Consider the following 23,752-nt stretch of genomic DNA (forward strand, 5'->3'; position numbering starts at 1 on the left):
TCTTCACTTCCAACGACGAACGAGCTGCCGCCCTGGCACCCTGGATCGAGCACTACAACACCCACCGTCGCCACCAAGCCCTCGACGGCCAACCCCCGATCAGCAGGCTGTAACCAACCTCCTGGCCGGGTACACCTAGATCCTCAGCACTCAAGGCACAGAGCTTGATTCTTTCTCATCAAGCCTGAGCCCTTGATGATGCGTCATCAAGCGGCTACCCTGGACAGATGTTCGTCCTGACCGTGGACCAGAGGGCCAGCACCCGCCGGGGAGACCTCGTGCCGGAGCTGCTGGCCGACCTCGCGCCCTTCGGGGCGCGGGACGGGATCGTCATCGGCTTCGACCGCACGGTCGGTGACGAGGTCCAGGCCGTGCTCGACGACGCCGCGCTCGTCGTGGAGATCGTCCTCGCCATCGGGCGGTGGGGCGGCTGGAGCACGGGCCTGGGGATCGGGTCCGTGCTGACCGGCCCGGGCGGTCGGCTCCCCGCGGTCTCGCGGGAGGCGTCAGGGCCGGCGTTCGTGCACGCCCGGGAGGCCGTCGAACGGGCCAAGACCCGGGGGGCGCCCGTCCCGTGCGCGGTCGACGGCCCGGACCCGGCGGCGGCAGGGGAGGTCGAGGCGCTCCTGCGGCTGCTGCTCGCGGTCGGCGGGCGGCGCACGCCCGCGGGGTGGGAGGTCGTGGACGCGCTGGCGCGTACCGGCGGTACCCAGAAGGATGTGGCCCGGGTCCTCGGGATCAGCGAGCAGGCGGTGAGCCAGCGGCTGCGCGCGAGCCTGTGGCCCGAGGAAGCGGCCGTCCGGCCGGTCGTGACGAGACTTCTCCAGGAGGCAGACGCGTGAGCTTCGCAACAGGGACGGCGGTCGCAGGGGTGGTGGTCGCGACGCTCGTGCTGAGCGTCCTGGGCGGCATGCTCGTGACACCGTGGGTCCTGCGGGCAGCCGCGCGCCGCTCGGCTGCCGAGGGGGAGGTGCCCCCCGTCCGGGACCCCGGTCCCGTCCCGCCGCCTCCCGGGCGGACCAGCCCCGCGACGGGGCCGGGAGCGGCGACCGCGACGCGGGTCCCGGTGCCGCCGCCGCCCGCACCCGACCCGGCTGCCGGTGCGGCGCCGTCGGGACCGGGCGACCCGCTCGCGACCGAGGCGGTCCAGACGCTGCGCGGCGGGACCTGGATCGGGATCCTCGAACGCCTCGCGATCACGGGCTGCCTGCTCGCGGGGTACCCCGCCGGGATCGCGTTCGTGGTGGCGATCAAGGGCCTCGGGCGCTACCCCGAGCTGCGGGAGCACCCGGTCGGCGCCGAGCGCTTCATGATCGGCACGCTCGCCTCGATGATCTGGGCCGGAGCGACCGGACTGCTGGGCGCAGCGATCCTGGGACTCCTCCGGTAGACTGGGCCGGGCCTTTCGCGGCCCCCGAGGACCTCGTCGCGCCCGAGCGTGCGCAGCGAGCCGCGGGGAGCCCGCCAGGGAAGGCCGGCTACCGCCAGGGCGCGCACCCGAACGTGTGCGCATCAGTGGCTCACCCGTGGCTCCCACGGCGAGACACCCCGTCGGCAGCACCATGACAACGCGACAGGAAGACCGAACGTGGCGACGACCAACGACATCAAGAACGGCACCGTGCTCAAGCTCGACGGCCAGCTGTGGACCATCATCGAGTTCCAGCACGTCAAGCCCGGCAAGGGTGGCGCCTTCGTTCGCACCAAGATGAAGAACGTCCTGTCCGGCAAGACCGTCGACAAGACCTTCAACGCCGGCCTCAAGATCGAGACCGCGAACGTCGACAAGCGCGACATGCAGTACCTGTACAAGGACGGCGAGGACTTCGTCTTCATGGACACGTCCACGTACGACCAGATCACGGTCCCGGCCGCGACCGTCGGCGACGCCGCGGACTACATGCTCGAGAGCCAGAGCGCGCTCGTCGCGACCAACGAGGGTGTCCCGCTCTACGTCGAGCTGCCCCCGTCGGTCGTCCTCGAGATCACCTACACCGAGCCGGGCCTGCAGGGCGACCGCTCCACGGGCGGCACCAAGCCCGCCACCCTCGAGACCGGCGCCCAGATCCAGGTCCCGCTCTTCCTCGAGCAGGGCACCAAGGTCAAGGTCGACACCCGCGACGGCTCCTACCTGGGGCGCGTGAACGACTGACGTGGGTGCACGAACCAAGGCACGCAAGCGCGCGCTCGACGTCCTCTTCGAGGCCGAGCAGCGCCAGCTGGACCCGCAGACCCTCCTCGCCGACCGCATCGTCGACTCGGGCACGCAGACGCCCCTGCCGCAGTACTCCGTGGACCTCGTCGAGGGTGTCCTGACGCACCGCGAGCGGATCGACGAGCTGCTCGAGACCTACTCGCACGGGTGGACCCTCGAGCGCATGCCCGCGGTCGACCGCGCGCTCCTGCGCATCGGCAGCTGGGAGATCCTCTACAACGACGACGTCCCCGACGCCGTCGCGATCGACGAGGCCGTCGACCTGGCCCGGGAGCTGTCCACGGACGACTCGCCGAGCTTCGTCAACGGGCTGCTGGCCCGCATCGAGGAGATGAAGCCGACGATCCTGGCCTGAGCCAGGTCGTGCCCGCCCCACGGGCCCTCGGCCCCGCTCGTGGAGCGATGCGTGCGTCGTGTGCCGGCCCCGCCCTCGGGGCGGGGCCGGCACACGTGCTTCACGCCGCGTGCGGGACGTGCCGGCGCACTGTGACCAACGACGCCTGCCCAGCCCGTGAGAAGCCCCGGACCCCGGTCCGGGCGGGCGGTAGGGTGAGAACGTCCGATTTCCTTTAAGGCCCGTCCAGTGAGGCGGGGAAGGAGGTCACCAGAATGAGTTCTGGGCCTGCTGTGCCGTCTTCCGAACCACCCGTCACCCCCGAGGACCCCTCGGACGGCGTGACCACCGTTCTCGGTGAAGCCGAGATCGCGCGGGCACTGACCCGCATCGCCCACGAGGTCGTCGAGCGCAACAAGGGCGCGCACGACGTGGTCCTCCTGGGCATCCCGACCCGCGGCGTGCCCCTCGCGGCCCGTCTCGCGGAGCGTCTCGCGTCGATCGAGCCCGGCCTCGTGGCCGCCGACGTCGTCGGGGAGCTCGACGTCACGATGTACCGCGACGACCTCCACAAGCACCCCGTGCGGACCATCGGTGCCACGCACCTGCCCGCGTCCGGGATCGACGGCAAGGTCGTCGTGCTCGTCGACGACGTGCTGTTCTCCGGGCGCACGATCCGCGCCGCGCTCGACGCGATCAGCGACATCGGCCGCCCGCGCGCGGTCCAGCTCGCGGCCCTGGTCGACCGCGGCCACCGCGAGCTGCCGATCCGCCCCGACTACGTGGGCAAGAACCTGCCCACGTCCCTCTCGGAGCGCGTGAGCGTGCGGCTCGTGGAGACCGACGGCGCCGCGTCGTCGGGCGAGCCCGTGACCGACGCGGTGCTCATCAGCCAGCGGCCCACCACCCCGAGCGAGGCCACCCGATGAAGCACCTGCTGTCCACCGCGGACCTCTCGCGCGCCGACGCGATCCGCATCCTCGACACGGCCGCCCAGATGGCCGCCACGCAGTCGCGCGAGATCAAGAAGCTCCCGACGCTGCGCGGTCGCACGGTCGTCAACCTGTTCTTCGAGGACTCGACGCGCACCCGCATCTCGTTCGAGACCGCGGCCAAGCGGCTGTCGGCCGACGTCATCAACTTCTCCGCCAAGGGGTCGAGCGTCTCCAAGGGCGAGTCGCTCAAGGACACCGCGCTCACGCTCCAGGCCATGGGTGCCGACGCGGTCGTGATCCGTCACCAGGCCTCGGGCGCGCCGCACACGCTCGCGCACGCCGGCTGGGTCGACTCCGCCGTCGTCAACGCGGGCGACGGCATGCACCAGCACCCGACGCAGGCCCTGCTCGACGCGTTCACGATGCGTCGCCACCTCGTGGCGCGCGGCGCGGCCGGGGCCGGGGGCACCCGGGTCGCGGGCGACCCGACGGGCCAGGACCTCGCGGGCCTCAAGGTCGCGGTCGTGGGCGACGTGCTGCACTCGCGCGTGGCCCGGTCCAACGTGCACCTGCTGCACACCCTCGGCGCGCACGTGACCCTCGTGGCGCCGCCCACGCTCGTGCCGGTGGGCGTCGAGACCTGGCCGTGCGACGTGTCGTACCACCTGGACGAGGTCCTCGCGGAGACCGCCCCCGACGCCGTGATGATGCTCCGCGTCCAGCGCGAGCGCATGAGCGGCTCGGGTGCGGGCGGGGGAGCGTTCTTCCCGAACCCGCTCGAGTACACGCGCAACTACGGGCTCGACGGGCGTCGTCTGGCGCTCCTGCCGGACCACACCATCGTCATGCACCCCGGCCCCATGAACCGCGGCCTGGAGATCTCCGCCGAGGCCGCCGACTCACCGCGCGCGGTCATCGTCGAGCAGGTCGCCAACGGTGTCGCGGTCCGCATGGCCGTCCTCTACCTGCTCCTCGCGGGCGAAGCATCCACGGAAAGGGCTGGACTCGAATGAGCGAGCAGACCACCACCCCCACCTACGTCCTGCGGGGCGCGGCACCGCTGGGCGCCGACCCGGTCGACCTGGTCCTCGCGGGCGGCGTCATCACCGAGGTCCGCGCGGCGAACAGCCCCGTGGCCGAGGACGAGACGGTCGTCGACGCGACGGGCCTGGTCGCCCTGCCGGGCCTCGTCGACCTGCACACGCACCTGCGCGAGCCGGGCCGCGAGGACGCCGAGACCATCGTCTCGGGGACGCGCGCAGCGGCCGTGGGCGGATTCACGGCCGTGCACGCCATGGCCAACACGACCCCGGTCGCGGACACCGCGGGCGTCGTCGAGCAGGTGTGGCGCATCGGGCGCGACGCGGGCTGGGTCGACGTCCACCCCGTGGGCGCGGTCAGCGTGGGTCTCGAGGGCACCCAGCTCGCGGAGATCGGCGCCATGGCCGCCTCGGCCGCGCGGGTGCGCGTCTTCTCGGACGACGGCAAGTGCGTCTGGGACCCCATCCTCATGCGCCGCGCCCTGGAGTACGTCAAGGCGTTCGACGGCGTCGTGGCCCAGCACGCGCAGGAGCCGCGCCTCACGGAGGGCGCCCAGATGAACGAGGGCGTCGTCTCGGCCGAGCTCGGCCTGGCGGGCTGGCCCGCGGTCGCCGAGGAGGCGATCATCGCGCGCGACGTGCTGCTCGCCGAGCACGTGGGCTCGCGCCTGCACGTGTGCCACCTGTCGACCGCGGGGTCGGTCGAGATCATCCGCTGGGCCAAGGGCCGGGGGATCGACGTCACGGCCGAGGTCACGCCGCACCACCTGGTCCTGACCGACGAGCTCGCGCGGGACTACGACCCGACGTTCAAGGTCAACCCGCCGCTGCGCACCGCGGCCGACGTCGAGGCCGTGCGCCAGGGCCTGGCCGACGGCACGATCGACATCGTCGCGACCGACCACGCCCCGCACACGCGCGAGGACAAGGACTGCGAGTGGGCCGCGGCCGCGTTCGGCATGACGGGCCTGGAGACGGCCCTGAGCGTCGTGCAGCAGACCATGGTCGACCCGGGCCGCATGACGTGGGCCGACGTGGCGCGCGTCCTGTCGGCCGCGCCCGCGCGCATCGGCCGCATCGACGAGGGCCCGACGGCGCAGGGTCGCCCGCTCGAGGTCGGCGAGCCCGCCAACGTGGTGCTCGTGGACCCGGCGGCCCGCCGCGTGGTCGACGGCCGCACGCAGTCCACCGCGAGCACCAACACGCCCTTCCACGGCCGCGAGCTGCCGGGCCGGGTCGTCGCGACGTTCCTGCGCGGGCGCGCGACGGTCCTGGACGGCGCACCCGTCGAGCAGGTCGCGGGGGTGCGCTCGTGAACCTCCCCCTGCCCGTCGCGGTCGGCATCTGGGTCGTCATCGGCCTCGTGCTGCTCACGGTCGTCTTCGTGGGCCTCAAGCGACTGACGACCCGCACGGCCCACACCGTCCCGGCCCCGCCGCCCGTCCCGGACGGGGACCTCGGTGAGGTCCTCGCCGGTCCCGTCACCGCGGTCTACGTGTCCAGCACGCTCGCGGGGGACTGGCTCGAGCGGGTCGGAGCGCACCGCCTCGGCTTCCGGTCCAACGCGGCCGTGACGGTCCACCGCTCGGGCGTCCTGATCGCCCGGCAGGGCGCTCCTGACCTCTTCGTGCCCGCGAGCGCCCTGGAGGCCGTCTCGCTGGCTCCGGGGATGGCGGGCAAGTTCGTCGGTCAGGACGGCCTGGTCGTCCTGACCTGGACGGTCCCCGCGGCCGGCGACGCCCCCGAGACCCGCTTGGACACCGGGCTGCGGACCCCGATCGCCCCGGACCGTGCCACCCTCCTGAACGCCGCGCGCGAGCTTCTTCCCGCCGCCGACGGCGCACCGAACGACGACTCGAAGGAGCCGCAGCAGTGAGCATCTCGACCCCCAGCACGGACGCCCTGGACACCGACCGGACCGCCGTCCTGGTCCTCGAGGACGGGACGACCCTCACGGGGCGCCCGTACGGGGCCCTGGGCACGACGTTCGGCGAGATCGTCTTCAACACCGGGATGACCGGCTACCAGGAGACGTTGACGGACCCGTCCTACCACCGGCAGATCGTCGTCATGACGGCGCCGCACATCGGGAACACCGGGGTCAACGACGACGACCCCGAGTCCCGCAAGATCTGGGTCAGCGGCTTCGTGGTGCGCGACCCTGCGCGGCGCGCGTCCAACTGGCGCTCGGTCGGCTCGCTGACGGACGAGCTCGTCGAGCAGGGCGTCGTCGGGATCAGCGACGTCGACACGCGTGCCCTGACGCGCCACCTGCGCGACCGTGGCGTGATGCGTGCGGGCGTGTTCTCGGGTGACGCGCTGGTGCGCGACGGCTACCCGCGCCCGACCGAGGAGCTCGTGGAGCTCGTGCGGTCGGCGCCCGCGATGGCGGGGGCGGACCTGGCCCGCGAGGTCAGCACGCCCACGGCCTACGTCGTGGAGCCCTCGGGGGACTTCGCGGGTCGTGAGCCCCTCAAGACGGTCGTGGCGGTGGACCTCGGCATCAAGTCGATGACCCCCCAGCGCCTGTCGGAGCGCGGGATCCGCGTGCACGTGGTGCCCTCGTGGTCGACCATCGAGGACATCCTGGCCCTCGACCCGGACGGCGTGTTCTTCTCGAACGGCCCGGGTGATCCGAGCGCCGCGACGCACGAGGTCGAGCTGCTGCGCGAGGTCCTGGACCGCCGCCTGCCGTACTTCGGCATCTGCTTCGGCAACCAGATCCTGGGCCGCGCGCTGGGCTTCGGCACGTACAAGCTCGCGTACGGTCACCGCGGCATCAACCAGCCCGTGATGGACCTCGCGACGCGCAAGGTCGAGATCACGTCCCAGAACCACGGCTTCGCGGTCGACGCCCCCATCGGGGAGCAGGCGACCGCCCCGCACGACGGCGGCCGCTACGGCCGTGTCGTCGTCTCGCACGTCGGGCTCAACGACGATGTGGTGGAGGGGCTCGAGTGCCTCGACATCCCCGCGTTCTCGGTCCAGTACCACCCGGAGGCAGCTGCCGGCCCGCACGACGCCGCCTACCTCTTCGACCGCTTCCTCGACCTCATGACGTCCGGCGCGGCCTCTGCCGCCGGCCTCTCGGCCGCCACGCCGTCGACGTCCGCAAAGGAGAACTGACCAGTGCCTCGCAGAACTGACATCAACAGCGTCCTGGTCATCGGGTCCGGCCCGATCGTCATCGGCCAGGCCTGCGAGTTCGACTACTCGGGCACCCAGGCCATCCGGGCGCTCAAGGAGGAGGGCCTGCGGGTCGTCCTGGTGAACTCGAACCCGGCCACGATCATGACGGACCCGGAGTTCGCGGACGCGACGTACGTCGAGCCGCTGACGACCGAGGTCCTGACGACCATCATCGCGAAGGAGCGCCCGGACGCGGTGCTCGCGACCCTGGGCGGGCAGACGGCGCTGAACGCCGCGATCGCGCTCGACGAGGCCGGCGTGCTCGAGAAGTACGGCGTCGAGCTCATCGGGGCGAACATCGCCGCGATCGAGAAGGGCGAGGACCGCCAGCAGTTCAAGGACGTCGTCGAGAAGTGCGGCGGCGAGTCGGCACGCTCCGAGATCATCCACACGGTCGAGGAGGCCGTCGCGGCGGCCGAGTCCCTGGGCTACCCCATGGTCGTGCGCCCGTCGTTCACGATGGGCGGTCTCGGCAGCGGCATCGCGTACGACGAGCAGGACCTGCGCCGCATCGTCGGCCAGGGGCTGCACTACTCGCCCACGACCGAGGTCCTGCTCGAGGAGTCGATCCTGGGCTGGAAGGAGTACGAGCTCGAGCTCATGCGGGACACGGCGGACAACGTCGTCGTGATCTGCTCGATCGAGAACGTCGACCCGGTCGGGGTGCACACGGGTGACTCGATCACGGTCGCTCCCGCGCTCACGCTCACGGACCGCGAGTTCCAGAAGCTGCGCGACATCGGCATCGCGGTCATCCGCGAGGTCGGCGTCGACACGGGCGGCTGCAACATCCAGTACGCGGTGCACCCGGAGACCGGGCGCGTCATCGTCATCGAGATGAACCCGCGCGTGTCGCGCTCGTCGGCGCTGGCGTCCAAGGCCACGGGCTTCCCGATCGCGAAGATCGCCGCGAAGCTCGCGATCGGCTACACGCTCGACGAGATCCCCAACGACATCACGGGCTCGACGCCCGCGTCGTTCGAGCCGACGCTCGACTACGTCGTGGTCAAGGTCCCGCGCTTCGCGTTCGAGAAGTTCCCCGCGGCGGACGACACCCTCACGACGACCATGAAGTCGGTCGGCGAGGCCATGGCCATGGGCCGCAACTTCACCGAGGCCCTGGGCAAGGCGCTGCGCTCGATCGACAAGGGCGGGGCGGTCTTCCACTGGGACGGCGAGCCCGCCTCCGGTGAGGAGCTCGACGCGCTCCTGGCGGAGATCTCGCGCCCGACCGAGGGCCGCCTGGTCGCGACCCAGCAGGCGCTGCGCGCGGGGGCGAGCATCGAGCAGGTCTTCGAGGCGACCAAGATCGACCCGTGGTACCTCGACCAGATCCAGCTCGTCAACGAGGTCGCGGCCGCGGTCGCCGACGCCGACGCGCTGACGCGCGACGTGCTGGTCCAGGCCAAGCGCCACGGCCTGTCGGACGCGCAGATCGCGAAGCTGCGCGGCATGGGGGCGGCGGGGGAGTCGACGGTCCGCGAGGTCCGCTACGCCCTGGACGTGCGCCCGGTCTACAAGACGGTCGACACGTGCGCGGCCGAGTTCGAGGCCAAGACCCCGTACCACTACTCGACGTACGACCTCGAGACCGAGGTCTCGCCGCGCGAGCGCCCGGCCGTCCTCATCCTGGGCTCGGGCCCCAACCGCATCGGCCAGGGCATCGAGTTCGACTACTCGTGCGTGCACGCGACGCTCGCCCTCAAGGGCGAGTACGAGACCGTGATGGTCAACTGCAACCCGGAGACGGTCTCGACCGACTACGACACCTCGGACCGCCTGTACTTCGAGCCGCTCACGTTCGAGGACGTGCTCGAGGTCTACCAGGCCGAGCTCGCCGCGGGCCCGGTCGCGGGCGTGATCGTGCAGCTCGGCGGCCAGACGCCGCTGAGCCTCGCGCAGCGGCTCGCGGACGCGGGGCTGCCCATCCTGGGCACGTCGCCCGAGGCGATCGACGCCGCGGAGGACCGTGGGGTCTTCGGCCGCGTGCTGGCCGACGCGGGTCTGCCCGCCCCGGCGTTCGGCACGGCCACGTCGCTGGCCCAGGCCCGCGAGGTCGCCGAGGGCATCGGCTACCCGGTCCTGGTGCGCCCGTCGTACGTGCTCGGTGGGCGCGGCATGGAGATCGTGTACTCGGCCGAGCAGCTCACGGGGTACGTGGAGCGTGCGCTGCACGCCGCCGCGACGGACGACCGCACCACGACGGGCTCGCTGCCCGCGCCTTTGCTCATCGACCGCTTCCTCGACGACGCCATGGAGATCGACGTCGACGCGCTCTACGACGGCACCGAGCTGTACCTGGGTGGCGTCATGGAGCACATCGAGGAGGCCGGGATCCACTCGGGCGACTCGGCGTGCGTGCTGCCCCCCGTCTCGCTGAGCGAGGCCGAGATCGAGCGCATCCGCCGCTCGACCGAGGCCATCGCGAAGGGCGTGGGCGTGCGCGGCCTGCTCAACGTGCAGTACGCGCTGGTCTCGGACGTGCTGTACGTCCTCGAGGCGAACCCGCGCGCGTCGCGCACCGTGCCGTTCGTCTCGAAGGCGACGGGCGTGTCCCTGGCCAAGGCCGCGGCTCGCGTCATGGTGGGCGAGTCCATCGCGGACCTGCGTGCGAGCGGCGTCCTGCCCGCCGAGGGCGACGGGGGTCTGCTGGACCTCGACTCGCCCATCGCGGTCAAGGAGGCGGTGCTGCCGTTCAAGCGCTTCCGCACGACGGACGGCGTCGTGGTCGACACGGTGCTCGGCCCGGAGATGCGCTCGACGGGCGAGGTCATGGGCTTCGACCGGGACTTCCCGCGCGCGTTCGCCAAGTCGCAGGCTGCGGCGTTCGGCGGACTGCCGACCTCGGGCTCGGTGTTCGTGTCGGTCGCGGACCGCGACAAGCGCTCGATCGTCTTCCCGATCAAGCGCCTCACGGAGCTCGGCTTCGAGATCCTCGCGACCCAGGGCACTGCCGGTGTCCTGCGCCGCAACGGCATCCCGGCCACGATCGTGCGCAAGTTCTCCTCGGGCCGCGGTGCGGACGGTGAGCCGACGATCGTCGACCTCATCACCGAGGGCAAGGTCGACATGGTGATCAACACGCCGTCGGGCCAGGGCGCGCGTGCCGACGGCTACGAGATCCGTGCGGCCACGACCGCCGCGGACAAGCCGATCGTCACGACGACCCAGCAGCTCGCGGCCGCGGTCCAGGGCATCGAGGCGGTCCTCGCGGGCCCGTTCGACGTGTGGAGCCTGCAGGAGCACACGGCCGCCTCGGCCGCGCGCAAGGCCGGGGCGGGCGCGTGAGCGCTGGGTCGGGCGCGGCGCGCCGCCCCTTCGGGGAGCGGCTCGCCGCGGCGATGGACGAGCACGGGCCGCTGTGCGTGGGCATCGACCCGCACCCGGGTCTGCTCGCGGCGTGGGGCCTGCCCGACGACGCCACGGGGCTCCGTGAGTTCGGCCTGCGGGTCGTGGACGCCGTGGGCGGGCAGGTCGCGGCGCTCAAGCCGCAGTCGGCCCTGTTCGAGCGGCACGGGTCGCGTGGTGTCGCGGCCCTCGAGGAGGTGCTCGCAGCCGCTGCTGCGGCGGGTCCTTCCGGGACGCTGACGATCGTCGACGCCAAGCGCGGGGACATCGGGTCGACCATGGCCGGGTACGCGGACGCCTACCTGCGGGACGGCTCGCCGCTCGCAGGCGACGCCCTGACGGTCTCGCCGTACCTGGGCTTCGGGTCCTTGACGCCCGCCGTGGACGCGGCGCTCGAGACGGGGCGCGGGCTGTTCGTGCTGTGCCTGACGTCCAACCCGGAGGGCGCGCAGGTCCAGCACGCCCGCACGGGTGCGGGGGTCGACGTCCGGTCGGTCGCCGCGCGCATCGCGGCCGAGGCCGCGGTGCTCAACGCGGGCGTGGCCCCGCTCGGGTCGATCGGCCTGGTCGTGGGCGCCACGATCGGTGACGCCGCGCGCAACACCGGGGTCGACCTCCCGGCCGTCAACGGGCCGCTCCTGGCACCCGGGGTCGGGGCGCAGGGTGCGGGCGCTGCCGAGCTCGCCGCGGTCTTCGGTGACGCGCGCCGTCAGGTGCTGGCGTCCTCGTCCCGGGGCGTCCTGGCGGCCGGGCCGGACGCCGGCGCTCTGCTCGCGGCGGCGCGTGCGGCCTCTCGCGAGGCCGTCGAGGCGCTGCGGGGCTGAGGCTCCCGACCACTCGCACGATGCCCTGGGGGCGTCCACCTGTCCGGTGGGCGCCCTCGTGGCGTCTCGGCGCGGCGTCTCGGCGCGGCGGCCGTCGGGCCGTGCGCCGGGCGGCCTGCCAGACTCGACCCATGACTTCCTCCCTTGCCTCCGGTGAGCCGCAGGCCCCTGGCGTCCTCGACATCCCCGGCACCTGGAACGCACGCGACGTCGGGGGCCGGGCCGTGCCGGTCGGTGCGACCGAACCTCTCCGGACGGGGGTGCTCGTGCGCACCGCGAGCCTGTCGCAGCTGACCCCGGAGGGCGTGGCCGCCCTCGAGGCGCTCGGCGTGACCGTCGACCTCGACCTGCGCGGTCAGGACGAGGTCGAGCGCGACGGGCAGGACGTGGTCCCGGCGGCCACGCCCGGGGGCGCCCGACGGATGGACCCGGGCGCCGGCGTCGGGCACGCGCTCCGGGCGGCGGGCACGGCCGACGGACCGGCCGGGACACCCCGCGAGCCGCACGGCGAGGACGCCGACGAGGAGCGCTCGGCGGACACCGCGGCGATGATCGGGCGCCTGCTCGGTGCCGAGGACCCGCAGGGGCTCGCGCGGGCCATGATGCACGGCGTCTATGCGACGTTCGTCACGGACCCGACCATCCGCCGGACGGTCGGGGAGGCGCTCGGTGACGTCGCGGACGCCGACGGGGCGGTCGTCGTGCACTGCTCCGCGGGCAAGGACCGGACCGGGTGGATCGTCGCGCTCGTCCAGCACGTGTGCGGCGTGGGCGCGCAGGACAGGCTCGCCGAGTACCTCGCGAGCGGTGCGGCCGTCGAAGGGCTCGAGGCCCTGATCCCCCCGATCCCCGGCCTCGACAAGGACGCCCTCACGCCCCTGCTGGGCGTCGAGCCGGCGTACCTCCAGGACGCCTGGGCGCTGGCCGAGGAGGAGTTCGGGAGCATCGACGGGTACCTCGACGCGTGCGGCGCCGGGCCTGCGACCAGGGCGAAGATCGCGAGGAAGTTCGCTGCTCAGGGCGTGTGAACGTTGCCGGAGCTGCCAGGTGTGGCTAGTTTCGAGGGTGTCGAGGTCGCCATCGGGGGCAGCATTCCCGGTCGGCGACCCCGGTGCACGTGTGGGCCCATCCGTCTGAGGACAAGTAGGTGACTTGCGTGGCACTACCATCCCTGACCCCCGAGCAGCGCGCTGCGGCACTCGAGAAGGCCGCCGAGGCCCGTCGAGTGCGCGCGGAGATCAAGAACCGGTTGAAGCACTCCCAGGGCTCGCTCGCCGAGGTCATCGAGCAGGGTCGCACGGACGACGTGATCGGCAAGCTGCGCGTCGTCGCGCTGCTCGAGTCGCTCCCCGGCGTAGGTAAGGTGAAGGCCCGGGCGATCATGGAGGAGATCGGGATCGCCGAGACACGTCGTGTCCGCGGGCTGGGACCCCACCAGTCCGCGGCGCTCATCGAGAGGTTTGGCTGACATTTCCGCTTCGCCCGCCGAGCAGGCCGCCCCGGCGCCTGCCGCACCACCGACCCCTGCCCGCCTGACCGTCCTGGCGGGTCCCACCGCCGTCGGGAAGGGGACCGTGTCGGCGGACATCCGCGCACGCTACCCGCAGGTGTGGCTGTCCGTGTCCGCGACGACCCGCCCCGCGCGCCCCGGTGAGGTGGACGGTGTCCACTACCACTTCATCAGCGGCGAGGAGTTCGACCGCCTGGTCGAGGCGGGCGAGATGCTGGAGTGGGCCGTGGTGCACGGGCGCAACCGGTACGGGACCCCTCGCCGTCCGGTCGAGGAGAAGCTCGCGGCGGGGGTCCCCGCGCTCCTCGAGATCGACCTGCAGGGCGCGCGGCAGGTGCGCGAGTCCATGCCCGAGGCCCGGTTCGTCTTCCTCGCCCCGCCCAGCTGGGAGGAGCTCGAGCGCCGCCTCGTCGGGCGCGGGACCGAGGGGCCCGAGGAGCGCGAGCGTCGGCTCGCCACCGCCCGGGTCGAGCTGGCCGCCGAGCCGGAGTTCGACGTCGTGATCGTCAACGACGAGGTGCACCGGGCGACCGACGCGCTCGTCGAGGCGATGGGGCTCACGCCCGTCGCGTGACGTCGTCCACGCCGACGCACCGGGACCGGAACAGGGACGACTTGTCCCTGCCCGGTAGACTGGTCGTCAGGCGTGTGCGTCATGAGCGCGCGCAACCCCTCTGATCCAACCTGCGGACGGCCGTCCGAGCCGCTGCAGGCCCCCCTGACTCACGGAGTGAGACTGTGTCTGGAACCATCGCTGCCCCCGAGGGCATCACCGACCCGCCCATCGACGACCTGCTCGAGCGCGCGGACTCCAAGTACGCGCTCGTGATCTACGCGGCCAAGCGCGCCCGTCAGATCAACGCGTACTACTCGCAGCTCAACGAGGGCCTGCTGGAGAACGTGGGCCCGCTCGTCGAGACCCGCAACCAGGAGAAGCCGCTGTCGATCGCGATGCGCGAGATCAACCAGGGCCTGCTCACGATCGAGACCGTGGAGGCTCCGGCCTCCTGACCGCGAGGCCGCCTGCGGGCGGCTCCGCGGTCCTGGCGTGCCGGGCGGGGAGAGGGATCTCACGATGAGGATCCTGCTGGGGGTCAGCGGGGGAGTGGCGGCCTACAAGGCCGTGCTCCTGCTGCGGCTGCTGCGTGAGCAGGGGCACAGCGTGCGCGTGGTCCCCACGGAGTCGGCGCTCCGGTTCGTCGGGGCGCCGACGTTCGAGGCCCTCTCGGGCGAGAAGGTCAGCACCGAGGTCTTCGACGACGTCCCGCAGGTCGCGCACGTCGCGCTCGGCCAGGGCGCGGACCTCGTGATCGTCGCCCCCGCCACGGCGGACCTCCTCGCGCGCGCGGCCGCCGGTCGTGCGGACGACCTGCTCACCTCGACGCTCCTGACCGTGTCGTGCCCGGTCGTCATGGCACCGGCCATGCACACCGAGATGTGGCAGCACCCGGCGACCGTGGCGAACGTCGCGACCCTGCGCTCGCGCGGGGTGCACGTGATCGAGCCCGCGAGCGGACGGCTGACGGGCAAGGACTCGGGACCGGGCCGCCTGCCCGAGCCCGAGGACATCGCCCGGGTCGCGCTGGAGGTCGCCGCCCGGTCGGGCGAGCCGCAGGCCGCGCAGGACCTGTCGGACCTGCGCGTGGTGGTCTCGGCAGGCGGCACGCGCGAGCCCATCGACCCGGTGCGGTTCATCGGCAACCGGTCGAGCGGCCGGCAGGGCATCGCCCTGGCCCGTGCGGCGCAGGACCGCGGCGCGCGCGTGACGCTCGTCGGGGCCAACCTGAGCGAGCCGCTCGACGGGCTCGAGGACGTCGTGACGGTCGGTTCCACGGCCGAGCTGCGCGAGGCCATGCTCTCGCTCGCGCCCGACGCGGACGTGGTGGTCATGACCGCCGCGGTCGCGGACTTCCGTCCCGCGCACACCCCCGCGTCCAAGATCAAGAAGGTCCCCGGCCAGGGGCCCGCCCCCATCGAGCTCGTCGAGAACCCCGACATCCTCGCGGAGCTGGCCCGCGACCGCGGCCGGCCCGGCCAGGTCGTCGTCGGCTTCGCGGCCGAGACGGGCGACGCGTCGGGCGACGTGTGGCACCACGGCCGCGCCAAGGCGCGGCGCAAGGGGGCCGACCTCCTGGTGATCAACCCGGTCGGCCACGGCAAGGGCTTCGGGACGGACACCAACGAGGTCACGATCGTCGACGCCCAGGGCGAGACGGTCGCCCAGGCCCAGGGCACCAAGCGCGAGGTCGCGGACGCGGTATGGGACGCGGTCCTCAAGGTCTCGCCCCCACCCGCGGCGCCCACCCACTGAGATCTCCTTCACGTCTCAGTGGTCGGATGCCGGGTATCACCTAGCGGGACAGTACGCTGGATCCCATGAGTTCTGACGACCTGCGCCTGTTCACGTCCGAGTCCGTGACGGAGGGCCACCCCGACAAGGTCTGCGACCAGATCTCCGACGCGATCCTCGACGCCCTCCTCGAGCAGGACCCGACGTCGCGTGTCGCGGTGGAGACCATGGTCACCACGGGTCTGGTCCACGTGGCGGGCGAGGTCACGACCAACGCGTACGTCGAGATCCCGCAGATCATCCGCGACGTCGTCCGGGGGATCGGCTACACGTCGTCCGCGATCGGGTTCGACGGCGACTCGTGCGGCGTCTCGGTCTCGATCGGCCAGCAGTCCCCGGACATCGCCCAGGGCGTCGACAAGAGCCTCGAGGAGCGCGACGACTCGTCCGGCCCGAGCGTCTCGCGCGACCCGCTCGACGCGCAGGGGGCCGGCGACCAGGGCCTGATGTTCGGCTACGCGAGCGACGAGACGCCCACGCTCCTGCCCCTGCCGATCTTCCTCGCGCACCGCCTGGCCGAGCGCCTCGCGCTCGTCCGCAAGGACGGCTCGCTGCCCGGGCTGCGCCCCGACGGCAAGACGCAGGTCACCATCGGGTACGACGGCGACCGCGCGGTCCGCCTCGACACAGTGGTCCTGTCGACGCAGCACGACGAGGAGGTCCTCCAGGAGCGGCTGCGGGAGCAGGTCGCCGAGCTCGTCGTGGCGCCGGTCGTCGAGGCCCTCGACCTGGACGTCTCGGACTACCGCCTGCTCGTGAACCCGACCGGCAAGTTCGTGATCGGCGGCCCCCAGGGCGACGCCGGGCTGACCGGCCGCAAGATCATCGTCGACACCTACGGCGGCATGGCCCGTCACGGCGGAGGCGCGTTCTCCGGCAAGGACCCGTCCAAGGTGGACCGCTCGGCCGCGTACGCGACCCGCTGGGTCGCCAAGAACGTCGTCGCGGCCGGCCTCGCACGGCGCTGCGAGGTCCAGGTCGCCTACGCGATCGGCAAGGCGCACCCCGTGGGCCTGTACGTCGAGACGTTCGGCACCGAGACGGTCCCGGTCGAGCGCATCCGTGCGGCCATCGACGAGGTCTTCGACCTGCGCCCCGCGGCGATCATCGCCGACCTCGACCTGCTGCGGCCCATCTACTCACAGACCGCGGCCTACGGGCACTTCGGGCGCGAGCTGCCCGACTTCACGTGGGAGCGCACCGACCGCGTGGCAGCGCTGCAGGCTGCCGTCTGACGCGCGCGCGACGGGTTCGCCCGGCGTGGGTGGCGCGTGCTGAGATAGGTCCATGACCAGCCAGGACGCCGCCCCCGAGGACGCGGGGGAGCAGCTCACGCTGATCCCCGTCCCGCAGGCGCCGGCGCGCACGGGACGCGCGCCGGGCAGGACGGCCCGCCCCGTGGGGGCGCTCGAGATCGCCTCCGACCTCCCGGTGGCCCGGGTGGTGCTGGACCTGGTCCCGCACCACCTCGACCAGACGTTCGACTACCTGGTCCCGGCCTCGATGGCGGCCGGCGCACAGCCCGGGGTCCGGGTCAAGGCACGGTTCGGCCCGCAGGAGGTCGACGGGTACGTCCTGGCGCGGGCCGCCTCGAGCGACCACGACGGGCGCCTCGTGCCGCTCAAGCGGCTCGTGTCCGCCGAGCAGGTCCTCACGCCGCAGGTCGCGGCGCTGTGCCGCACCGTCGCCGACCACTACGCGGGCACGCTCTCGGACGTGCTGCGCCTCGCGATCCCGCCGCGGCACGCCCGGGCCGAGGCGGCGCCGTCGGGCGGGGAGGCCGACGCCCCCACCGAGGTGCAGGGCGCGGCCGACGCCGGCGCCCCCGGTGACGCGGCGCCTCCCGCGGCGGTCGCCGAGCACGCCCCCGCGCCGGACCCCGCCCGTCCCTCCGCGTGGGCCCCCTACCGCGGCGGTGCAGCGTTCCTGCACCACCTCGTGGGCGGGTCCGCGCCGCGCGCCGTCTGGACGGCCCTGCCGGGCCGGGTCGCGGAGGGCGCCCCCGCCCAGGCACCGCGCGCCGGCGCCGCGGACAAGGAGCCCGAGGACCCCGCGCAGGCCGTGCAGCACTGGGCCCTGGCCCTGGCCGAGGCCGTGCGTGCGACGGTCACCGGCGGGCGGGGCGCGCTCGTGGTGCTGCCCGACGCGCGCGACGTCGACCAGATGGCGCGCGCCCTCGAGCTCGCCGGGTACGCCCCGCACACCGCGCGCCGCACCGGGCAGTTCGTGCGCCTCACCGCGGACGAGGGCCCCTCCCCGCGGTACCGCAGCTTCCTCGCGGCGCTGCGGGGCGAGGTACGGATCGTGATCGGCACCCGGGCGGCGGCGTTCGCACCGGTCCAGGACCTGGGCCTGGTCGCGTGCTGGAACGACGGCGAGGAGACCCTCGCCGAGCCCCGCTCGCCCTACCCGCACGCCCGCGAGGTCCTCGCGCTGCGCAGCGAGCTGGAGGGGGCCGCGTTCCTGCTCGGCTCGGTCAGCCGCACCGTCCAGGCGCAGGCGCTGCTCGAGTCGGGCTGGGCCCGGGAGGTGGCCGCACCGCGCGAGGTGCTGCGCGCCCGCGCCCCCCGGGTGCGGGCCCTGACGTCGGTCGAGCTCGCGGCGGAGGGCGCGGCGGCCGCGGCCCGCCTGCCGAGCGCCGCGTGGCGGGCCGTGCGCGACGCCCTGGCGTCCGGGCCGGTGCTGGTGCAGGTCCCGCGCGCGGGCTACCTGCCCGTCGTGGCGTGCGCACGCTGCCGGACGGCAGCGCACTGCGGCACGTGCCACGGGCCGCTCATGCTTCCCGGGCCGGGCGCACCGCCGCAGTGCGCGTGGTGCGGGGCCCTGGCCGGGGCGTGGTCCTGCGACGAGTGCCACTGGACGGGCCTGCGCTCGGTGCGGGTCGGGTCGGGGCGCACCGCCGAGGAGCTGGGCCGGGCGTTCCCGGGCGTCGCGGTGCGCGTGTCGGGGGCGAGCGCACCGGGCGGGGTGATCTCCGTCGTCGGGCCGCGTCCGGCCGTGATCGTCGCGACCCCGGGCGCGGAGCCCGTCGCGGAGGGCGGCTACGCCGCCGCCCTGCTGCTCGACGCCGCGCTGAGCACCGCGCACGTGGGCCTCGCCGTGGCCCAGGACGCCCTGCACCGCTGGCTCGCGGCCGCGGGCCTGGTGCGCTCGGCCCGCGAGGGCGGGCAGGTGCTCCTCGTGGGGGACGCGGCACCCGGGCCCACCAACGCCCTGGTGCGCTGGGACCCGGCCGGGTTCGCGGACCGTGAGCTCGCCGAGCGTCGCGAGCTCGACCTGCCGCCCGCTGTGCGGGTCGCGGCCGTCACGGGCGACCGCCAGGCCGTGGAGGCCGTCGTGGCCCGGGTGGGTCTCGCCGACGCCTCGACGACCCTGGGACCCGTCGAGGTCCCCGAGGCCGTCGGCCGGCCCGCACGCGGCGGTGCCGGCCGCGACCCGTCGCTGCAACCTCCCGTGCGCACGATCGTGCGCGTGCCGCTGCGCGAGGGACGCCTCCTCGCGCGCGAGCTCTCGGCCTCCCTGGCGGTACGGTCCGCGAAGCGCGAGGGTGGGAGCGTCCGCGTCCAGCTCGACCCCAAGGAGATGCTGTGAGCACCGTCCCGTCCCCGACCCCTCCCGCGAGCCCGGTGGTCGACACCGTGCTGTTCGACTTCGGCAACGTCCTGGTGGCCTGGGACCCGTACGCCGCGTACGCGGGACGCATGGACCGTACCGACGTCGAGGCCTTCTTCGAGGCGGTCGACTTCCCGACGTTCAACGCGCGCCAGGACGCGGGTCGGTCCTGGGCCGACGCACGCCGCGAGGTCGCCGAGCACCACCCCGAGCACGTGAGCACGCTCGACGTGTACACCGAGAACTTCGCGGCGAGCCTCGTGGGCCCCGTGCCCGGCACCGAGGAGGTCGTGCGCGAGCTGCGCGACCTCGGGGTGCGGCTGTACGGGCTGACGAACTGGTCCGCGGAGATGTTCCACGAGGCCGAGCCAGCGGCCCCGGCGGTCGGGCTCATGGAGGACGTGCTGGTCTCCGGGCGCGTGGGGCTCGTCAAGCCGGACCCGCGCATCTTCGAGGTCGCGACCGGACGCTTCGACCTGGACCCGGCGCGCACCCTCTTCGTCGACGACTCCGTGGCGAACGTCACCGCCGCGCAGGCCCTGGGTTTCCGGACGCTGCGCTTCGAGGACGCCGCGGGCCTGCGCGCGCGGCTGCGGGAGCTGGGCGTCGGGGTCCGCGAGGCCTGAGCGGGCGCCGGTCGCCGCCTGCCCGGGGGAGCGCCGCAGGCCCGGCCCGGCGCGGGCCGGGAGGGGCGCACCACCTAGACTCGCCTCATGCGTGTGCTCTTCGCCGGAACCCCGGACGTGGCCGTCCCGGCCCTCGATGCCCTGATCGACTCCCGGCACGAGGTGGTCGCCGTCCTCACCCGCGCCGACGCGCCCTCGGGCCGCGGCCGGAGGCTGACCCCGAGCCCCGTGCGCGTGCGTGCGGAGGAGGCCGGGATCCCGGTCATCACCGACCGCCCGCGCGGCGAGGAGTTCGTGGCCCGGCTGCGCGCGCTCGAGATCGACTGCGCGCCCGTCGTGGCGTACGGCGAGATCCTGCGCCGCGAGGTCCTCGACGTGCCGCGTCTCGGCTGGGTCAACCTGCACTTCTCGGTCCTGCCCGCCTGGCGCGGCGCGGCCCCCGTGCAGCGCGCGATCATCGCGGGCGACGAGGTCACGGGCGCCACGACGTTCCTCATCGAGGAGGGCCTGGACTCGGGGCCCGTGCTGGGCACGATGACCGAGACCATCCGTCCCCGCGACACGGCAGGTGACCTCCTGGGTCGCCTCGCGACCTCGGGGGCCGGGCTGCTCGTCGCGACCCTGGACGCGATCGAGGACGGCGCCGCGTCCCCCGTCCTCCAGCCCGCCGAGGGCGTCAGCACGGCCGCGAAGCTCACGCCCGAGGACGCGCACGTGCGCTGGGCCCGCCCCGCGCTCGCGATCGACCGTCAGGTGCGCGGCTGCACGCCCGCCCCCGGTGCCTGGACCACGCTGCCCGACGGCGCCCGGCTGGGTCTGGGCCCCGTGGTCCCGCGCCCCGACGTGACCGACCTGGCCCCGGGTGAGCTGCGCGCCGCGAAGCGCGAGGTCCTCGTGGGCACGGGCACGCACGCCGTCGCGCTGGGCGAGGTGGCTCCCGTGGGCAAGAAGCACATGGCCGCGACCGACTGGGCCCGCGGCGCCCGCCTGGGCGAGCACGTCGTCCTGGGCACCCCTGACGAGACGAAGGACCAGGCATGAGCGGCGACGCACGTACCGGCGGCACCCCCGGGCAGGACGGCACGCACGGCGGGCACGGTGGCCGTGACCGCGGTGACCGCCGTGACGCGCGCGGACGTGAGCGTGGGGCGGCCCGCGCCCGGGGGGCCGGTCAGCGCTCCGAGGCGGCGCCCTCCCAGCGCGCCAAGGGCGCCGACCCGGCGCGCAACGTCGCGTTCGACGTCCTGCAGGAGGTCGCCGGCTCCGACGCGTACGCGAACCTCGTCCTGCCCCCGCTGCTGCGCGCCCGCGGCATCCGTGGGCGCGACGCGGCGTTCGCGACCGAGCTCGCGTACGGCACGCTGCGCCTGCGCGGGCGCTACGACGCGATCATCGCCCGGTGCGTCGACCGCCCCCTGGACCAGGTCGACCCGAACGTGCTCGACCTGCTGCGCCTGGGCGCCCACCAGCTCCTGGGCATGCGCGTGGCCCAGCACGCCGCGGTCTCGGAGACCGTGGGCCTGGCCCGCGCCCGTGCCGGGGCCGGCAGCGCCCAGTTCGTCAACGCGGTCCTGCGCAAGATCTCCCGCTCGACCCTCGAGGAGTGGCTCGAGGTCATCACCGAGGACGCGCCCGACGACGTCACGCGCCTCGCGACCACCCAGTCCCACCCGGTGTGGATCGCGCGCGCGATGCGTGAGGCCCTGGTCGGCACGGGACGCTCGGCCGACGACCTCGCCGAGCTCCTCGAGGCGGACAACACGGCGCCGCGCGTGACCCTGGTCGCCCGTCCGGGCCTGGTCAGCCGCGAGCGCCTCGCCGGGGAGGTCGCGCACGACGTGCGCGGCGACGCCACGACCACGCCGGGACGGTGGGCGCCCACGGCGCTGGTCCTGTCCGGCTCCGACCCGGCGGCGATCCCCGCGGTCCGGTACGGCGCCGCCGGGGTCCAGGACGAGGGCAGCCAGCTCGTGACGCTCGCGTTCGCGGCCACGCCCACCACGCCCACCACGCCCGCAGCGCTCGCAGCGCCCGCAGGGGACGCAGGGGGCGCCACCACCGCCGGGCAGAACCCCGACGAGCGCTGGCTCGACCTGTGCGCGGGCCCGGGCGGCAAGGCCGCGCTCCTGGCGTCCCTCGCGGGCGAGCAGGGCGCGCGCATCGTCGCGAACGAGGTCGCCCCCCACCGGGCACGACTGGTCGAGCAGGCGCTCGCGGCCGTGCCCGCGGACGCCGTGGAGCGCGTCCAGGTGGGCGACGGACGCCGGGTCGGGGTCGAGGAGCCCGGCGCGTACGACCGTGTGCTCGTCGACGCGCCCTGCACCGGCCTGGGGGCCTTGCGCCGGCGCCCCGAGTCGCGCTGGCGCCGCACCCCCGGGGACATCGCGACCCTCACGACGCTGCAGCGCGAGCTCCTGGGCTCGGCCCTGGACGCCGTGCGCCCCGGCGGCGTCGTCGGGTACGTCACGTGCTCCCCGCACCTGGCGGAGACCCAGCTCGTCGTCAAGGACGTCCTGGCCGGGCGCGACGACGTCGAGGTCCTCGACGCGGCCGCGGCCGTGCGGCAGGTCGCCGGGGACGACATCCCCCTCGCGGACCGCACCGACGTGCAGCTGTGGCCCCACGTCCACGGGACGGACGCGATGCACCTGACGCTGCTGCGCCGTCGGGCCTGAGACGCCTCGGCCAGGGGCCGGGCCGGGTGGTGAAGGCCACCCCGCCCGGCCCTCCTCGCGTCTGCGCACGGGCCGGGGGCGCCCTCTAGGCTGGTGACCATGTCCGCACTCATCGCCCCCAGCATCCTGTCCGCCGACTTCGCGAACCTCGAGCGCGACCTGGGCGCGATCTCGAGCGCCGACTACGCGCACGTCGACGTGATGGACAACCACTTCGTGCCCAACCTGACCCTGGGGCTGCCGATCTTCGAGCGCCTGGCCCAGGTGTCCCCGGTGCCGCTCGACGCGCACCTCATGATCGCCGACCCCGACCGCTGGGCCCCCGGCTACGCAGAGGCGGGCGCCGCGTCCGTGACGTTCCACGCCGAGGCCGCCACCGCCCCCGTGCGCCTGGCGCGCGAGCTGCGCCGCCAGGGCTCGCGCGCGGGCCTCGCGCTGCGCCCCGCGACGTCGGTCGAGCCGTTCCTGGACCTGCTGCCCGAGTTCGACATGCTCCTGGTCATGACGGTCGAGCCCGGGTTCGGCGGTCAGTCCTTCATCGAGGGCACGCTGCCCAAGATCCGCCGCATCCGCGACGCCGTGTCCGAGGCCGGGCTCGACGTCTGGGTCCAGGTCGACGGCGGCATCTCGCGCGCCACGATCGAGCGCGCGGCCGAGGCCGGTGCCAACGTGTTCGTCGCGGGCTCCGCCGTGTACGGGGCGGAGAACGTCCCCGAGGAGATCGCGGCCCTGCGGGCGCTCGCGGACCAGCACGCGCACTGACCCGTCACGTCGTCCCAGCCCGCGGGCGGCCCGCACCGTGCGCACGGCCCCGTGTGGCATGCTGGGAAGGACGAGAACCCGGGCGCGACGCGCACCCTCGGTGCGCGAGGCCCGGGCTCGACGACAGAGATCGAGCAGTACGCACACACGTGCTCCGGGGTCGGTGCAATTCCGAGCCGGCGGTGACAGTCCGCGACCCACGCCTCGGCGTGGTTGACCTGGTGGAACTCCAGGACCGACGGTGAAAGTCCGGATGGGAGGAAGTACGTGGCGGCGCGGGGCGGAGCCCTGTGCCGTGGTGTCGTGACGTCCGTGGACCCTCGGGTCCCGTG

General features: G+C 73.9%; 23 protein-coding genes and 1 riboswitch. All 23 genes read left to right on the forward strand.

Annotation, left to right across the window (positions count from 1 at the left end; genetic code table 11):
• On the forward strand, positions 1-113 hold a 113-nt coding region (locus NHG27_RS03315), incomplete at its 5' end, for an integrase core domain-containing protein (RefSeq protein ID WP_497014846.1).
• A 114-nt stretch (positions 114-227) separates the two neighbouring features.
• Complete coding sequence (locus tag NHG27_RS03320; RefSeq protein ID WP_497014737.1) at positions 228-842, forward strand: helix-turn-helix domain-containing protein; 615 nt, start codon at positions 228-230, stop codon at positions 840-842.
• Complete coding sequence (locus NHG27_RS03325; RefSeq protein ID WP_193720215.1) at positions 839-1,390, forward strand: hypothetical protein; 552 nt, start codon at positions 839-841, stop codon at positions 1,388-1,390. The genes NHG27_RS03320 and NHG27_RS03325 overlap by 4 nt, the downstream gene beginning before the upstream one ends.
• A gap of 198 nt (positions 1,391-1,588) precedes the next feature.
• Positions 1,589-2,152, forward strand: a complete 564-nt coding sequence (gene efp / locus NHG27_RS03330) for an elongation factor P (protein WP_056652011.1) — start codon at positions 1,589-1,591, stop codon at positions 2,150-2,152.
• Position 2,153: 1 nt separating this feature from the next.
• The gene (gene nusB / locus NHG27_RS03335; protein ID WP_193720216.1) at positions 2,154-2,570 is read left to right on the forward strand and encodes a transcription antitermination factor NusB; all 417 of its coding nucleotides are present in this window, start codon (positions 2,154-2,156) and stop codon (positions 2,568-2,570) included.
• A gap of 254 nt (positions 2,571-2,824) precedes the next feature.
• A complete protein-coding gene (pyrR, locus tag NHG27_RS03340; RefSeq protein ID WP_193720217.1) occupies positions 2,825-3,478 on the forward strand; it encodes a bifunctional pyr operon transcriptional regulator/uracil phosphoribosyltransferase PyrR in 654 nt (217 codons plus the stop codon).
• Positions 3,475-4,497 carry an aspartate carbamoyltransferase catalytic subunit gene (locus NHG27_RS03345; protein ID WP_193720218.1) on the forward strand — a complete coding sequence of 341 codons (1,023 nt, stop codon included), beginning with the start codon at positions 3,475-3,477 and terminating at the stop codon, positions 4,495-4,497. Before pyrR ends, NHG27_RS03345 begins: the two co-directional genes overlap by 4 nt.
• Positions 4,494-5,840, forward strand: a complete 1,347-nt coding sequence (locus tag NHG27_RS03350) for a dihydroorotase (protein ID WP_193720219.1) — start codon at positions 4,494-4,496, stop codon at positions 5,838-5,840. The genes NHG27_RS03345 and NHG27_RS03350 overlap by 4 nt, the downstream gene beginning before the upstream one ends.
• Complete coding sequence (locus NHG27_RS03355) at positions 5,837-6,400, forward strand: PH-like domain-containing protein (protein ID WP_497014738.1); 564 nt, start codon at positions 5,837-5,839, stop codon at positions 6,398-6,400. The genes NHG27_RS03350 and NHG27_RS03355 overlap by 4 nt, the downstream gene beginning before the upstream one ends.
• Complete coding sequence (gene carA, locus NHG27_RS03360; protein ID WP_193720221.1) at positions 6,397-7,650, forward strand: glutamine-hydrolyzing carbamoyl-phosphate synthase small subunit; 1,254 nt, start codon at positions 6,397-6,399, stop codon at positions 7,648-7,650. The genes NHG27_RS03355 and carA overlap by 4 nt, the downstream gene beginning before the upstream one ends.
• Before the next feature lie 3 nt (positions 7,651-7,653).
• Entirely contained in the window at positions 7,654-11,001 is a 3,348-nt protein-coding gene (carB, locus tag NHG27_RS03365) for a carbamoyl-phosphate synthase large subunit (RefSeq protein ID WP_497014739.1), read from the forward strand.
• Positions 10,998-11,885: an orotidine-5'-phosphate decarboxylase gene (gene pyrF / locus NHG27_RS03370; protein ID WP_497014740.1), complete on the forward strand. Its 888-nt coding sequence runs from the start codon at positions 10,998-11,000 to the stop codon at positions 11,883-11,885. The genes carB and pyrF overlap by 4 nt, the downstream gene beginning before the upstream one ends.
• A gap of 131 nt (positions 11,886-12,016) precedes the next feature.
• Positions 12,017-12,913, forward strand: a complete 897-nt coding sequence (locus NHG27_RS03375) for a tyrosine-protein phosphatase (protein WP_497014741.1) — start codon at positions 12,017-12,019, stop codon at positions 12,911-12,913.
• 128 nt (positions 12,914-13,041) lie between these two features.
• Positions 13,042-13,353 carry an integration host factor, actinobacterial type gene (mihF, locus tag NHG27_RS03380; RefSeq protein WP_193720225.1) on the forward strand — a complete coding sequence of 104 codons (312 nt, stop codon included), beginning with the start codon at positions 13,042-13,044 and terminating at the stop codon, positions 13,351-13,353.
• Between the two features lies 1 nt (position 13,354).
• The gene (gene gmk, locus NHG27_RS03385) at positions 13,355-13,969 is read left to right on the forward strand and encodes a guanylate kinase (protein WP_193720260.1); all 615 of its coding nucleotides are present in this window, start codon (positions 13,355-13,357) and stop codon (positions 13,967-13,969) included.
• 164 nt (positions 13,970-14,133) lie between these two features.
• Complete coding sequence (gene rpoZ, locus NHG27_RS03390; RefSeq protein WP_193720226.1) at positions 14,134-14,406, forward strand: DNA-directed RNA polymerase subunit omega; 273 nt, start codon at positions 14,134-14,136, stop codon at positions 14,404-14,406.
• 64 nt (positions 14,407-14,470) lie between these two features.
• Positions 14,471-15,706, forward strand: a complete 1,236-nt coding sequence (gene coaBC, locus NHG27_RS03395) for a bifunctional phosphopantothenoylcysteine decarboxylase/phosphopantothenate--cysteine ligase CoaBC (protein ID WP_497014742.1) — start codon at positions 14,471-14,473, stop codon at positions 15,704-15,706.
• A gap of 65 nt (positions 15,707-15,771) precedes the next feature.
• Positions 15,772-16,980, forward strand: a complete 1,209-nt coding sequence (gene metK, locus NHG27_RS03400; protein WP_497014743.1) for a methionine adenosyltransferase — start codon at positions 15,772-15,774, stop codon at positions 16,978-16,980.
• A 52-nt stretch (positions 16,981-17,032) separates the two neighbouring features.
• Positions 17,033-19,336, forward strand: a complete 2,304-nt coding sequence (locus NHG27_RS03405) for a primosomal protein N' (protein WP_497014744.1) — start codon at positions 17,033-17,035, stop codon at positions 19,334-19,336.
• The gene (locus NHG27_RS03410; protein WP_321575420.1) at positions 19,333-19,983 is read left to right on the forward strand and encodes an HAD family hydrolase; all 651 of its coding nucleotides are present in this window, start codon (positions 19,333-19,335) and stop codon (positions 19,981-19,983) included. Before NHG27_RS03405 ends, NHG27_RS03410 begins: the two co-directional genes overlap by 4 nt.
• Before the next feature lie 87 nt (positions 19,984-20,070).
• Complete coding sequence (gene fmt / locus NHG27_RS03415; protein WP_193720230.1) at positions 20,071-21,024, forward strand: methionyl-tRNA formyltransferase; 954 nt, start codon at positions 20,071-20,073, stop codon at positions 21,022-21,024.
• Positions 21,021-22,658, forward strand: a complete 1,638-nt coding sequence (locus NHG27_RS03420; protein ID WP_497014745.1) for an RsmB/NOP family class I SAM-dependent RNA methyltransferase — start codon at positions 21,021-21,023, stop codon at positions 22,656-22,658. The genes fmt and NHG27_RS03420 overlap by 4 nt, the downstream gene beginning before the upstream one ends.
• Positions 22,659-22,757: 99 nt before the next feature.
• Positions 22,758-23,420, forward strand: coding sequence for a ribulose-phosphate 3-epimerase (rpe, locus tag NHG27_RS03425; RefSeq protein ID WP_497014746.1), 663 nt, complete (start codon positions 22,758-22,760; stop codon positions 23,418-23,420).
• A 145-nt stretch (positions 23,421-23,565) separates the two neighbouring features.
• Positions 23,566-23,691: riboswitch (FMN riboswitch) on the forward strand.
• Positions 23,692-23,752 lie beyond the last annotated feature (61 nt).

The organism is Oerskovia sp. 140933, assembly GCF_059651515.1.